Source organism: Enterocloster alcoholdehydrogenati, from assembly GCF_013282095.1.
Taxonomy (GTDB): domain Bacteria; phylum Bacillota; class Clostridia; order Lachnospirales; family Lachnospiraceae; genus Enterocloster; species Enterocloster alcoholdehydrogenati.
Genome location: NZ_BLTJ01000005.1, coordinates 146,634 through 160,446 on the forward strand (window position 1 = coordinate 146,634; position 13,813 = coordinate 160,446).

The following is a 13,813-nucleotide window of genomic DNA, read 5'->3' on the forward strand; positions in this document are numbered from 1 at the left end:
AGGAGTATTTATATGGATCAGAACGAGTTCAAACCTTCCGGATACAGACAGTTAGAGAATCTCCGACAGGAGTATGCCTCTCTCCCTGTTCCTCTTGAGGCCAGGGAGCGTATCCTTAAAGGCATTGCATTGGGAAAGAGAGCCTCTCATTCAAAAGAGTTTCCCCCTCTTCCGCCACAGAAAGGAGTCATTTTTATGAAACTTATAAAACGTACCGGTATGACCGCAGCGGCGGCCATGATGGCAATTACCATCCTGGCCAATATCGACCCTACTATCGCAAACGCCATGGAGCAGATCCCGGTGATCGGCCCCATTTCCAAAGTAGTCACCTTCCGTACCTATGAAAATAATACCGATAATTTTGAGGCCAATGTCCAGATTCCTCAGGTGGAAGCTGCGCCGGAGGCAGTCAATAAGCCCATTGAGCAGTATGCAGACGAATTGATCGCTTCCTATGAGAAAGAACTGGCCCAGTCGCAGGGAGAGGGCCATTATTCCCTGGATTCCTCTTATAAGGTTGTTACTGATAATAACAAATATCTGTGCATCCGCATCGATACCACAGTGGTGATGGCCAGCGGAGCGGAATATACCAAGATATTTACCATTGACAAATCCACCGGGAAGGTCATTTCACTGAAGGATCTGTTTCAGAATCCCTCCGAAAAACTCGCAGCCATCAGCAGCAATATCAAAGAACAGATGGCAGATCAGATGGCAAAGGATGATTCTGTAAGCTATTTCTACAACAGCGATATGCCGGAAGACGACTTTAAGGGACTGAGCGGAGAGGAAAGCTTTTATTTCAACCAGCAGGGACTTTTAGTCATTACCTTTGATGAGTATGAAGTAGCGCCGGGATATATGGGAGCCGTGGAATTTACCATTCCCGCCGATGTGGCAGGAACCTTCTGACCAGTCTCTGCTTACCGTCTAAGCCGTCCTGTTTTAGCCCTGCAGTCATGCTTCATAAACAAAATACCGCCTTCTGCCGTAAACTTCCAACGGCGGGAGGCGGTATTTTATAACTGCAGCCTGCGCCTTTGGCGTCAGGCTATAAAGCGGAGGAAAAGGGATTTGAACCCTTGCGCCGGTGCTGCCGACCTACTGGTGTTCGAAGCCAGACCCTTCAGCCACTTGGGTATTCCTCCATCGGTCTGCTTATCTGCAGACTGTGTTATTATACACTAAAATATCCTATTTGGGTAGTAGGATTTTTTATTTTCTCTGATTTTTACCCATTTTTTTGAAGTTTTTGGAAATATCCCGAAAAGAGCTCTCTAAAATCTTATGAATTATCTATTTTTTTATCTTGATTTTTCTGCCCGTGTAGTATATATTTCTCCCGTAAAAACTTGAATGGATGGTACAGACACATGAAAAAAGCTATGCCCCTTAGGGAACTCCTTCCCCTCCTGGGAATGACGGTTTCCGCCTTTATCTTTAATACCTCAGAGTTTATGCCCATCGGCCTTCTCACCGACATTGCCGCTGCCTTTCATATCACAGAGGCACAGGCTGGTATGCTGATCACGGCCTATTCCTGGGTGGTCACTCTTTTATCCCTGCCTCTTATGATCCTGGCCTGCCGAATGGATTTTAAGAAGCTGCTCCTTGGGACTGTAGGACTCTTTGGCATCTGTCAGATTCTTTCTGCTGTTTCCCCCAATTTCACCGTGCTGCTCCTCTCCCGCCTGGGTGTGGCCTGCGCTCATGCAATCTTCTGGTCCATCGCCTCTCCCATGGCAGTGCGGCTGGTTTCAGAAGAACACCGTTCCTTCGCACTCAGCATGATCGTAACCGGAACCTCTGTAGCCATGATCTTCGGCCTGCCTCTTGGACGTATGATCGGCCTCACCGTGGGCTGGCGAATGACCTTTGCAAGCGTGGCCGTGGTCGCTTTTATCGTTCTGTTTTACATGAGCGCCCTGTTCCCGAAACTCCCCGGATCTCAGTCATTTACCCTGACCCAGCTGCCGGAGCTTTTTAAGAATCCGGTGCTTATGGGGCTTTATGGAATCACCTTTTTGTTTGCCACAGCCTATTATACAGGCTACAGCTACATCGACCCTTTCCTGCAGCAGGTGGCCGGTATGCCCGCAGGGCTTATCACCCTTGCGCTGACAGTGTTCGGTGTAGCGGGACTTTTGGGAAGTTTCCTTTTCTCTAAGTTTTATGACAGGATGCGTTATTCCTTTATACAGATGGCCCTTTTAGGCATTACGCTTTCGCTCCTGCTCTTATCGCCTGCCAGCGTAAGTTCCTGGGCTGTGATTGCCCTGTGCGTACTCTGGGGCATCTGTGCTACTGCCTTTAACGTAGCTTTCCAGTCGGAGACCATAAAAGCCTCCTCCGAGTCCGCTTCTGCTGTAGCCATGTCCATCTTCTCCGGCATCTTTAATCTGGGGATCGGCTGCGGAACCTGGCTGGGAGGCACAGTCTGCACCTATGGCTCCATCGCCTGGATCGGATTTGCCGGCGGTATCGTGGGTGTAATTGCAGCTGTCGGTTTCTGCCTGGTATTGGCGCCGAATATGAAGCGGGCAAAATAAGAGCATTGAATTGGGGAATACCGCGGGATCCCATATCCGATTCCGCGGTATTTTTTGAAAATAACCCTTTCTTTTATTTGCTTATTTCAAGCACCCCTTCCCTATTATGGTTTCCACACGCCATCTTCCCCTACCTGATATCCATCCGGCGTTTTTGTATCCTTTAACAGTTTTCCTCGAAATCCGTCTGACACATCATTGAAATAATACCATTTCCCATCAATCTGTTTCCAGCCGGTGATCATCCTGCCCCGTTTTCCATCTGATACCGGATTCAGATAGAATGTGCCGTCATCCAGCGTCAGCCATCCGTCAGCCATATTTCCCATTTCATCAAAGTAAAACCAGTCATAGGAATCGCCGTTGAGCGTATAGATCCAGCGGGACACTGCCTGTACGCCGTCTGCATCAGTAAAACTCCATTTTTGGCCGTTCTCTTTCCAAACACCTACTGTTACATATTTCCCCCCATCCAGAGGCACCGGTATGTTTGAAGTTTTGTGTTGGCTGTTAGAACTGCCTGATCCATCTGAGGAATGATCTGGTTTCTTCTGATTCTTTTTCAGTGAAGTATAAGCTTTTTCCAGTTTCTCCAGAGCTTTATCTACTTCCTTTTGAGAAACTCCCTCTGTTTCCATAATCTCCATTGCATCCTCTAAGGCATCATTCAGGTCATCCCAGCTCTTCTCTGTGTAGTCCTCTTCATCCATAGACTCCAGCTTTTGGAGAATCTCTTCCACCCTCTTTTTAAGAAGCGTCTTATCCGCAGGCTTTTCAGCCTCGCCCTTCTCATATTTTGCCTTGATGGTCAGATCTGATTTTACCTCATCAAACTCTCTGCTCCATCCCACAAAGTGATAGCCTTCTCTCTGAGGATCTTCCGGAGCCTGGGCTGCCTGTGCGTAAGGAATCCTCTGACGGCTTAAAACAGTTCCGTCCCAGTCTTCAAACACTACGTCAAAGCATTTTGTGTATGCAAGTGCATAAATGCCGTCTACACCTGCATCAAACGTAAGATACTTTCCTTCTGCCATGCTGCTTACTTCCGTGAGCATGAAACCGTCCCCATCAAATTCATAACTGTAAACAATGTAATCCGTCATTCTCCGGTCCTCCTCAGGCAGTTCCAGTACCACCTGGGCTGCGGGAAGAGAATTATCTGTCAGTTGTACGCTTATCGGCTGTCCGCCTCCGTTTGTGATCTTATGGGTGGTTGTGCGAAGCCAGAAACTGATTCGGGTTGCCTTTTTCAGTTCCCTGTCCTCCTGGATTCCCATTTCATCCTGAAGAGCCAGAAGAGGAGCCGGAATGTCACGGCTTAAAATAGCTGCAGGATTTTTTACTGCCAGATCCGCATCCGATGCCGTTGCCCGTTTCGCATTGGAACCGGTTGCCTTTTTGGCATCCGAGGGAGTTGCCCTGCCGGCCTCGGAAGGGGTTGCCTTCTGGGCGTCGGAATCTGTTGCTACTCTGTCATTATAGCTTTTCAAAATATCCTTTTTGGAAGGCGCGCTCCTGCTGTATTTAATATTCATCTTCAGTTCAACGCTGCCTCCCCGCGCAAGGGCCGTCTCATCGTTCTCGTCCATGGCTGCATCCAGCAGTTCGCCTAATTCCTCCTCATCTGTATAGGCAAACCAGTCAGAAGGATCTGCTGTGCTGTAGGAATCTTTTGTCACATGAGACATTCCCTCATCCCGATACACTGCAACCAGACGCACACTGCTGCCTGGAACTGTAAATGTAATCTCCTCCTGCTTTAGCTGCTGATTTTTCAGCACCGCGGCAGGCGTGCATCTCCAGTGGTCAAAGACCTGTCCCTGGCGCTCCTCTGCCTGTACCGTAACTGTCTTTCCGCTTTCAGCCTGAGCCCGGGAACCTCCTGTGTAATCTTCTCCCTCAATTCTTATGACAGCTCCGTTCACCGCCGTTATATCCTGAGAAATCAGGCTGACAATCCGAAATTCTTTTCGGATCTGTCCGGAATACTTCATAATTCCTTTGACGGTTACAGAACCCGTGCCCGGCTTATCATTATTTTCATAGGCCAGTGTGTAGTCGATCCCATACTTTAACTTTGCGCCGTCCAGTGTAACCGTAACCTCCGGCTTCACAGGATTCCCTGCCTCATCCATGATGTATATTTCATCATCCAAAACTGCCTCTGCCGCATCGGTTAAATCTATGGTTTCTCTGGCCCTGCGAACACGGATCTCTGCTGCCGTAATGAACTTATCCTTCTGGTCTCCATGAGTCTTTACGCCTGTCATGCGCACATATTTTGCCGCAGCAGGCTCTTCAAAGGCTGCCAGCTTCCAGCCGCCGTCATCCCCCCAGTTTCCGGATGCTGCTGTTTTCCATTCTATTTTATCTGTACTCACTTCAACCTTATACTCATTAACGCGTCCATTCTTGGCATCCTGTCTGGGCAGATACCGAAGGCCCTCAAGCTTTGTCTCTTCCTCCAGTTCGAGGATAATCCAGCGCCCATCTGAAGGATCATAAGTTTTCCAGTTATTATGCCAGAATGTGTTTGTCTTTCCATCCAGAACATTTTCCTTGGGTGCCTGTTCTCCCACAACCTCCTCGCTGCTGACCGAATCCACTGTCATCTGGTCTGCAGGATAATCCATGGAAGCATCATCCGGTCCGATGGCCGAATCTGCCCCCAGGTTAATGGTAAACTGAGCCCGGCTGGAATGATCCTCAGCTTCTGTAATGATAATTACCTTGTCCTCCAAAGCAGGAAGGATGGTAACTGCCGCATTCTCCTTACCCTCTGCCAAAATATCCTCCACTACCGTCATAGGCGTGCTGTAGGAATCGCCGGTAAGCATATCTTCTCCCACTTCCACCCCGTTTAATGTCAGCGCAGACAGCCCAACCTCATTTCCAGCCGAAAACCGTCCTTCCGCGCGGTACAGCTCCACTTCCGTAATTGCCGTGGCCGCTTTCCTTCCTTCGGAAACCTGGGCCGTCCTGGAATTATGTACCACAACCTTTATATATGTGGCTTTGACCGGCGAGAAATCATAGGTATAACAGGTGACAGCCGGTGAACTTTCTTCATCTGCAATGGTTTCTTTTGTTTCAAGAGGAATCCATTCTGATTTATCATTGGATATAAACCACTGTGTCTGACCTGCATCAGGTTTTTTAAGATCTGAGTTATTTTCTGCAAAGTAAATCTTTGCCTGTCCCAGAGTTTCCTGCGTATCATATGTAAATATCAGTTCTGCCGGAGGATCATTATCCTTCTCTTTCGTATACTTCCAGTTGCTCCATCTGGAAAGGTTTCTGCCTGATGCATCCTGTTTTTCTTCACTGGCTGCAGAACCGTTATTTACCGCAGATAAGGTATCGGATGTCATATCCTCTGAAATGCTCTGAGCCACCTTGGCCTTTGTTCCCACGTTATCCGTGATCTCCATCCTTTCTTCCTGAACACGTACCGAGGCCGTCACTTCCATAGGTTCTCCAAATACTTCGGCAATCCCGTTCACAGTTACGATTCCAGCCTCATCATAGGCAGAATCATCCTTTTCTTCCCATTCGACCGGAAGGGCAATGTTTAAGACCGTTCCGTCGCTGCCTACAATCTGGCGCGCCTCGGGAAGGATCGGTTTTTCTCCCATATGTACGGTAGTAGAATAATTCAGAATTGCCGCCACCTGTTTCAGCATACTTACGCTTACTGTTACGGCTGTTCCATTCATGTCACCGGATACTACAAAGCTTCCCTCTTCTTCCAGCTTATCAGGGTCAATCTCTTCCCATGCAACCGGTAATTCCTGAGCGGATCCGTCTGCAAGATATGCCGTAAGCGTATTTGGCAGCGCAGGCTCGTTACCCACTTTTACATAGTAATTTTTGGAGATCTCATAGCTGACGATTCCATTTTCCGGAACCGTCTGCGAATCTTCCACAGCCTCCGTTGATACTGTCACGCTGGAGCCTTCAAGTCCGGCCGAAGAAGCGGTCAGGGTAAATTCTCCCGCCTCTCTGGTAGAGCGCACAATCGCAACCAGCTTGCCGTTAAAAGCCCTTCTGTTACTGCTCTGATAGGAATCATGATCTGTCGTCCAGCCGTTATCCACGCCAACCAGTTCACCGTCTCCCTCAACCTTAAAAGAAACCCGGTTATCCGCATCCGGCACAAGATTGCCGTTTTCATCCGTCACCTGGACTGTGACATAGCAAAGATCATTTCCGTCGGCCCTGATGGAATCCCTGTCTTCCTCTGCCTTTAGCCGTGCAGCCTTTCCAGCAGTCGTTACGCTGCTTCGCCCTGATCCTGTAATTTCTTTTCCGTTCACGTCCTTTGCAACCGCGGTCAGAGTGCCGTCCTCATAAGGCACCATCCAGGTGCGGTACAGGTTCTGATGATTGTTCTCACCATTGCTGCCGTCCAGATACATCTGATATGTATAGCTGCCATCGCTTCCATCATCTTTTTTACTGTTTAATACGGTAAATTTCTTTTCACCAAGGGACTTCTTTTCATCCGTTCCGGCCGGTGTAAAGAACAGTTCTACGCTGGCTGCATCTGAGTACACAACTACTTTTACCTCATTCTTCTCATTTACAGCAACCGCCTCTTTGTTCCATGCAGGAAGGATATGAACGGTATTATCCTCCTCATTCCACATACTGCGGTACAAATAGTAGCTGTCCTTGGGAAGTCCGGCCGTATCTACGATTCCGAAGTAGGAATTTTTAGGTGAGGGCCATGCTCCCACCGCTCCGGCGGAGATACCGTTCCAGTTGGTAGGCTCACCGATGTAGTCAAAGCCTGTCCATACAAATTCCCCTGCCACATAGTCCTTTCGAATAGTATCAAACCATGCCTGGCTTGCCAGATGTCCCCAGTTGACCTTTGATTCATCGTAGGCCGTCAGCTGCCGGTCATATTTGGAGGGATCGTACACGCCCCGGCTGTTAATGGAAGAAGCTGTCTCCGATCCGTAAATCGGCCAATCCGGATGGCTGCTGTGATAGCTGTCCATTTGATCCAGAGTGGTATAATTGAACCCGACCATACCGCCGGCTTCTGCAATGGACTCTGCAATCTGCTGCGACTGAGCCAGATTCGATTTCAGTTTGTTATCCCCAAAGGTAACCGGTCTGGTGGAATCCTCATCACAGGCCCAGCCAATCAGTTTCTTCGCCTGAGCAGGGTATTCTCCTACTCCAATACCAATCCCTTCCATCACCTCATTTCCCAAAGACCAGGAAATGATGCTGGGCGCGTTATAATCACGCCGGATCACAGAACGGAGGTCAAATTCTGCCCATGTCATAGATTCCTGATTTTTTCCTAAAATCTGATTTCCTGATTCAACAGCCGTGCCGTACCATTTTGCGTAATCCTGGCTGTTTCCGTTTTTCGCTCCATGCCATCCGTCAAACAGTTCCTCAATGACCAGCATACCCTTTTCATTGCAGATATCAATCAGAGTCCTGGCGGCAGGATTATGCGTCACACGAATCGCATTACATCCCATGTCCTGAAGGATCTCCACCTGACGCTCAATGGCTCTTTTATAAGCCGCCGCGCCAAGAGAGCCCTGATCATGGTGCATACATACTCCCTTCAGCTTCACAGGTTCCCCATTAAGAAAAAATCCTTCGCTGGTGTCAAATTCAAAATAGCGGAAACCAAAATCAGACACCGTCACATCTGCTGCATCGCTGCCTGACTGGATGGTCGTTTCCACCACGTACAGTTCCGGATCCTCTAATGTCCACAGCTGGGGAGAGGTTACCGTCAGATCGGCCGTAACCGTCTCTGTCCCTCCGCCTGCCACTTTAACCGTTTCTGCCGTTCCTGTTGCAACAGGCGTTTTGCTGCCATCATCCTTTTCATAAACGGAATAAGAAACATTTACTTCCTTCTCCTCCATGGATTCATTCTGAATCTCAGTTTCCATATGTACCGTCGCATCTGCTGTGCTATCCTCCAGACCCGGCGTTGTGATTTTTGTCCCATTTAAAGCCTCATGAACCATTGGAGTGATGGTAAGCTTTACGTCACGGTAAATGCCGCTGCCTGAATACCAGCGGCTGGAAGGCGTCTGATGATTGACCTTGACCGCAATCACATTATCCCCGCCGAAATTCAGATACGGAGTAAGGTCAAATGAAAACGGCGAATATCCATAGGGGTGGCTTCCAAGTTCCTTCCCATTGATATAGACCGCAGCATTCATATAAACGCCGTCAAAATCCACACGGATCTGCTTATTAGCCGCGCTTTCCGGCACGGTAAAATTCTTGCGGTACCATCCCGTCCCTCCTGGCAGATAGCCGCTTTCCGCCTCCATATTAGAGGAGTATTCCTGTTCAATGCTGTAATCATGCGGAAGATTGACCGATCTCCATCTGGAATCATCGAAGCTTACCTCCTGTGCATTTCCTGCATCCCCAAGAAAGAATTTCCAGTTTCCATTAAAGTCCTGGGACCGTACGGTTCCGTCATAACTGCTTACATAAACAAGCGCCTTCTCAGAAACCATCTGGTTTTCTTCCCCCACCCCCGTTTTTTCATCTGAGGCAAGCCATATCATCGGCATCCCCAGCGTGTTCATTGGAAGGGACGTTGCTGCTATCGCCGGACTCAGCAATGCAGGAACCACTCGTTTGCTACTTTTCTTCATATGAACCCCCTTGTTCCTTTTTTGAAGTTTTGTTCAAAGCGGATTCATTATATCACTTTATTTTGAAAAATAAAATAAAATTTTCTTTTATTATTTATCAATTTTATTCAATTATTACATATATTTTTTCATGCCTCTCATTTTGTTTGTATATATTGCATTTTTCCGCAAAATTCGACTTATTCTCTGGTATTTATTTTTCCAACACCAATCTCTCTGTTTTCTCATTATCCAGGCACGCAAAAACCCCGCTCTGCAGCTGCACATACAGCTATAGAGCGGGGCTCTCATTTTATATTATCTCTTAATTAAGCAATCTTAGCCTTTGCCAGCTCAGCCAGCTTTGCGAAGCCTTCTGCATCGTTGATTGCCATATCGGACAGAACCTTACGGTTTAAATCAACCTCAGCCAGCTTTAAGCCGTACATGAACTTGCTGTAGGACAGACCATTGATGCGGGCTGCTGCGTTGATACGAGCGATCCACAGCTGTCTGAACTGTCTCTTTCTCTCTTTTCTGCCTGCGTAGGAGCTGGTCAGAGCGCGCATTACAGACTGCTTTGCTACTCTGTACTGCTTGGAACGTGCTCCTCTGTAGCCCTTAGCCATCTTCAGGATTCTATTGTGCTTCTTCTTTGCGTTTAAGCCGCCTTTAATTCTTGCCATCGGTAATTCCTCCTATTTAACTTAAAACTTACAGGTATGGTAAAATCTTCTTCATTGCCTTTACGTTGGTAGCGTCGGTAACGATATCTTTTCTGAGATTTCTCTTTCTCTTTGTAGACTTCTTAGTTAAGATATGAGACTTGTAAGCTTTATTACGGACTAACTTACCGGTTCCTGTCTTTTTAAAGCGCTTTGCTGCTGCTCTGCTGGTTTTTAACTTTGGCATTGTAAATTTCCTCCTTGAAAACTTTCTATTTTTAACGTTTTGCAGTTAAAAACATAACCATGCTTCTTCCTTCCACCTTTGAGGGCTTATCCACAACTGCGATGTCAGCCAGACTCTCAGCGAAATCGTCCAGAATGTACTTTGACTTGGACATATGGGCCATCTCACGGCCGCGGAAACGAAGTGTTACCTTTACCTTATCACCCTTCTCCAGGAACTTTCTTGCAGCTCCTACCTTGGTGTTTAAGTCGTTGGTATCAATGTTTGGCGATAAACGAACTTCTTTGATATCAATCACTTTCTGTTTCTTCCTGGCTTCCTTTTCCTTGCGGGCCAGTTCGTAACGGTACTTTCCGTAGTCGATAATCTTGCATACGGGCGGCTTTGCGGTGGGAGCGATCTTTACCAGGTCGAGCTCTGCCTCCTGAGCCATCTTGTAGGCGTCTCTTGCAGACATGATGCCTAACTGCTCTCCGTTCTCGCCGATCAGACGGATCTCTCTGTCTCTGATTTGTTCGTTGATCATTAACTCGCTAATAGTCGTACACCTCCATAGTCATGTTTGTTCGGATGAAAAAGCAAAATGTAAAAAAGCGGACAGCTTCTGCCATCCGCGAATAATCATACCCATCTGCTGTTTTCCTTGTATACGTGCGCTTAGAAACGCATCGCCCTTACAGCAGCTTCTGATATAAACCCGGGTCACTTGCTCGTGCCAGGGTGAGGCGGATAACCTGCTTTCCTGTCAGTTGTTTTCACAACTTTTAACAGAATATCATACCAGAAGCTGTTTGTCAATAACTTTTTTGATCTGTTTTAGCCTCAAATGTCTGCATGGATTGTTTTATCGGTCTTTATAGGTGGCGCACTGGGTATTTTCGCAGTCGCAGGCTCCGTTTCCCCGAATGGATATACCAGAGGCTGTGCAGCAGCAGTCCTCATTGTAAGCGCAGTTCACCGCGTCGCAGTCTACCTCCAGGCGGCTTTCCGGCGTTTTAAAAAGGTTTTTGAAAACGCCTCCCCTGTTTTCCTCAAAGCTTGCACAGCAGGTTCCTTCTGCATCCCTGGCTCCATGGCCGTCTACCAGAATAGAGCCCCTGCAGCAGCACTGATCCGCATTGTGCACACAGTTTTCCACTGAACATTCCAGTTTTGTCATAATTTCATTTCCTCCTGTCCCATAAATACGCTCCCGATGCCTTTTTGTATCCTGAAAAAGACAGCAGAAGCAGCGCTAAGTCCTTCCGTCGGCCTGTAACCGACGGATGTATGACAGAAGTTAGTATGTGCGCGGTCAGCAGGTCTCATACCCTGACAAGAGAAAATTCCTGCCGTTGTTATTTTTCCATGTTTCAGCTGTTGTCTGCCTGACTGGCCCCCAGCGTCCGGTTCAGCTGACGCACTGCCTCCATGCAGTGATCCTGCGAGCCGTCCATACGGTAAAGATCGCCCTCCGTTATATAAGTATAGACCTTTACATTGTCGACCATGGCAGTTCCTCCGCCCGTACAGGAGATAGAGAGCTCCTCCGCAGAACAGTCCTCAAATTTCATTTCCACTGTACGGCGTTCCCCGGCTGCCGCCGTCTGTGAACGTCCGCCGGCGCGCACGGTGACTACAGCTCCGTCCCTGCCTTCCAGCGTAAAACGCACATAGGCGTCCTTTCCGCTGGCCCCGGTGGCCCGGCTTCGGATATCCTGTGAAATGCGGCTGCCTGATGGAAGAACGGCCTCCTTTCCTTCGTCCCCCTCTGCCACATAGCTTCCGCCAAAGCTTTTCCATCCCCGAAGCCCTAAGGCAAACTGGGGATTGTAAAGCTTATTATCCCCATAATCCCGGTACGTCCAGATCCCGTATCCCATGGTATATTTCCGAAAAATCTCCCCCATTCCGTTCAGATAGGCTGTTTTCTCTGATTCCTCCAGCTGGGCATTCTGCTCAAATCCCACCGTATTATCCGTAAAGAGAAACTGATCTACATAAACGGGCTTATTTCCATTATAAGCCCGAACCTGATTTAATAATACAGGTGCCTTTTTAAGCGCTTCCTCTGCCGTGACCTTCTCTCCCGCATTTGCAAAGCCCATGGGAACGCTGTACATGATGCCGGTATAGGAAGCATCGCCGCAGCCAAAGGTATTCCAGTGCGGCACGCCTTCCAGAGAACCATCCGCCTTTTTCACAGCATCCGTATCCAGACGCACCTCCATGGAAAGATCGGGAAAGACAGCCTGAGTCTCTTTTAAAAGTTTCTGTAAAAATGCGTCATAAAATTCAAAGAGTACCTTCCTTGCGTAGGACTCTTTTTCAGGAAGATATATCTCGCTGTAATCGGAAAAATCCGTCCCATAGAAAGCGCTCAGTTCTTTAAGGCTGTAGCGCTCCCTGGCATAGGCGGTATATCCCACCTGCTTTGCCATCTTTCTCCCGGTAATTCCATTTCCATATCCGGCGCAGTTTTCCGTAAAATTCCAGAAATCCTCCCAGGTAAGAAAACCGCCGCAGAAATTTTCGTGAGCGCTGGCCCTCTCATAAAGGCGGGCGGCGTAGGAAAGCCAGGCGGATCGTATCTCCTCATCATACAGAAGGCGCTCATAGCGCGTTAAAACATTGTCCGAACCGGCATAATCCCAGGTATAGCCTACCCGCAGGATCACCCCCAGATCCTGGGCCGCAGCCATTTCCATCACGCGGTCCAGTTTTGCCCACGCGTAATCCTCATAGGATATGGGACGGGTCTGAGGCTGAAATTCCCGCCAGGGCACAGCCAGAATGATGCTGTTAAACCCGTCTGCTGCGATCTGAGCCAGTTCCTCCTCCATATGGCAGCTTTCACTGTTCCAGAAATTGATCACCCAGTCATCGGAATAATAGGTGGCAGACCGCAGATATCCCCGTCCGCCCCCGGCGTACTGAGAGGTTTTTGCAAATCCGCAGGAAAAAAGAATGGCCGCCCCCAAAAGCAGGGCTGCGGCTGCCAGCGCTTTGCCTGAGCGTTTCCTTTTCCATCCCCTCTTCTTGTTTTTTTTCCCATCTTTCTTATGCATCTTCCTTCTCCTTTTCCCCTTGTATCCTGCCTCGGTCTGCGTCTTTTTTCATTTTATCTGCATCCAAATCTTCCGCCCGGTCAATATCCCACAGCTGATCCGCCTTTGTCTCCATGATCCAGATCTCATCCGGGCGGGACTCCATGATCTGGCGGCCTCCTTTGTCGCCCTTTAGCCCCATAAGGTTTTGCCGGTAGCAGGCGGAAAAGGCTGTGGGGCTGCCCCGCCGGCCATTGGAGGCAGTACAGCCGATCGTTTTGCCGCTTTTGAGAAAGGACGATGCAAAGGCAGCGATAACGGCGGGCTCTGTATAGGGCTGGTCGGCCACAAAATACAGAAAGGCTGAGGCGTCCTCCCAGGCAGCGGCGGTTCCCAGGCGAATGGATGCGGCGATTCCCTCTTCACTGTAAGGATTTTCTACCGTAAGGCCCGTCAGAGGCAGAAGGCGGGCCGCTTCCAGTATCTCTGCATACTGGCTGACAGTGATAAGCTGGCATTCTGTCCCTTCCGCCTGTAAAAGGACGGCGGCCTCTGCCAGTGCGGTAAGACCATACATATAAAGAGGGCGCCCCCCAAGGGACGCCAGAAGTTTATTCGAGCCAAAGCGCCGGCCAAAGCCGGAGGCCATATAGATCATTGAAAGCTTCATATCCGGATGTTTCCC

Annotated in this window: 9 protein-coding genes and 1 tRNA gene; 2 read left to right on the forward strand and 8 right to left on the reverse strand. The window is 48.7% G+C overall.

The features are described 5' to 3' along the window. Positions 1-12: 12 nt before the first annotated feature. Positions 13-918, forward strand: coding sequence for an RsiV family protein (locus HW447_RS07425; protein ID WP_176254690.1), 906 nt, complete (start codon positions 13-15; stop codon positions 916-918). Positions 919-1,065: 147 nt separating this feature from the next. Here the strand turns inward: HW447_RS07425 and HW447_RS07430 are convergent. Next, a tRNA-Ser gene (locus tag HW447_RS07430) sits at positions 1,066-1,154 on the reverse strand. Between the two features lie 225 nt (positions 1,155-1,379). Here HW447_RS07430 and HW447_RS07435 point away from each other — a divergent pair. Continuing rightward, on the forward strand, positions 1,380-2,555 hold the full coding sequence (locus HW447_RS07435; RefSeq protein WP_176254691.1) for a sugar transporter: 1,176 nt from the start codon (positions 1,380-1,382) through the stop codon (positions 2,553-2,555). Positions 2,556-2,659: 104 nt separating this feature from the next. Here the strand turns inward: HW447_RS07435 and HW447_RS07440 are convergent, their stop codons facing one another. From HW447_RS07440 to HW447_RS07470, 7 genes are all read right to left on the reverse strand, one after another. Then, complete coding sequence (locus HW447_RS07440; RefSeq protein WP_176254692.1) at positions 2,660-9,211, reverse strand: sugar-binding domain-containing protein; 6,552 nt, start codon at positions 9,209-9,211, stop codon at positions 2,660-2,662. A gap of 308 nt (positions 9,212-9,519) precedes the next feature. Next, entirely contained in the window at positions 9,520-9,876 is a 357-nt protein-coding gene (gene rplT, locus HW447_RS07445; RefSeq protein WP_176254693.1) for a 50S ribosomal protein L20, read from the reverse strand. 28 nt (positions 9,877-9,904) lie between these two features. Further along, complete coding sequence (rpmI, locus tag HW447_RS07450; protein WP_021869086.1) at positions 9,905-10,102, reverse strand: 50S ribosomal protein L35; 198 nt, start codon at positions 10,100-10,102, stop codon at positions 9,905-9,907. 31 nt (positions 10,103-10,133) lie between these two features. Then, positions 10,134-10,628, reverse strand: coding sequence for a translation initiation factor IF-3 (gene infC / locus HW447_RS07455; protein WP_176254694.1), 495 nt, complete (start codon positions 10,626-10,628; stop codon positions 10,134-10,136). Positions 10,629-10,946: 318 nt separating this feature from the next. Continuing rightward, positions 10,947-11,261, reverse strand: coding sequence for a DUF1540 domain-containing protein (locus HW447_RS07460; protein ID WP_176254695.1), 315 nt, complete (start codon positions 11,259-11,261; stop codon positions 10,947-10,949). 193 nt (positions 11,262-11,454) lie between these two features. After that, positions 11,455-13,149 carry a hypothetical protein gene (locus HW447_RS07465; protein WP_243176237.1) on the reverse strand — a complete coding sequence of 565 codons (1,695 nt, stop codon included), beginning with the start codon at positions 13,147-13,149 and terminating at the stop codon, positions 11,455-11,457. Beyond that, on the reverse strand, positions 13,142-13,798 hold the full coding sequence (locus tag HW447_RS07470; protein ID WP_176254696.1) for a nucleotidyltransferase family protein: 657 nt from the start codon (positions 13,796-13,798) through the stop codon (positions 13,142-13,144). The genes HW447_RS07465 and HW447_RS07470 overlap by 8 nt, the downstream gene beginning before the upstream one ends. Positions 13,799-13,813: the final 15 nt, after the last annotated feature.

Coding starts and splice junctions, on each gene's coding strand:
- HW447_RS07435 (WP_176254691.1), top strand. CDS start 1,380: ATGAAAAAAGCTATGCCCCTTAGGGAACTCCTTCCCCTCCTGGGAATG.
- HW447_RS07440 (WP_176254692.1), bottom strand. CDS start 9,211: ATGAAGAAAAGTAGCAAACGAGTGGTTCCTGCATTGCTGAGTCCGGCG.
- HW447_RS07470 (WP_176254696.1), bottom strand. CDS start 13,798: ATGAAGCTTTCAATGATCTATATGGCCTCCGGCTTTGGCCGGCGCTTT.
- HW447_RS07425 (WP_176254690.1), top strand. CDS start 13: ATGGATCAGAACGAGTTCAAACCTTCCGGATACAGACAGTTAGAGAAT.
- HW447_RS07460 (WP_176254695.1), bottom strand. CDS start 11,261: ATGACAAAACTGGAATGTTCAGTGGAAAACTGTGTGCACAATGCGGAT.
- rpmI (WP_021869086.1), bottom strand. CDS start 10,102: ATGCCAAAGTTAAAAACCAGCAGAGCAGCAGCAAAGCGCTTTAAAAAG.
- rplT (WP_176254693.1), bottom strand. CDS start 9,876: ATGGCAAGAATTAAAGGCGGCTTAAACGCAAAGAAGAAGCACAATAGA.
- infC (WP_176254694.1), bottom strand. CDS start 10,628: ATGATCAACGAACAAATCAGAGACAGAGAGATCCGTCTGATCGGCGAG.
- HW447_RS07465 (WP_243176237.1), bottom strand. CDS start 13,149: ATGCATAAGAAAGATGGGAAAAAAAACAAGAAGAGGGGATGGAAAAGG.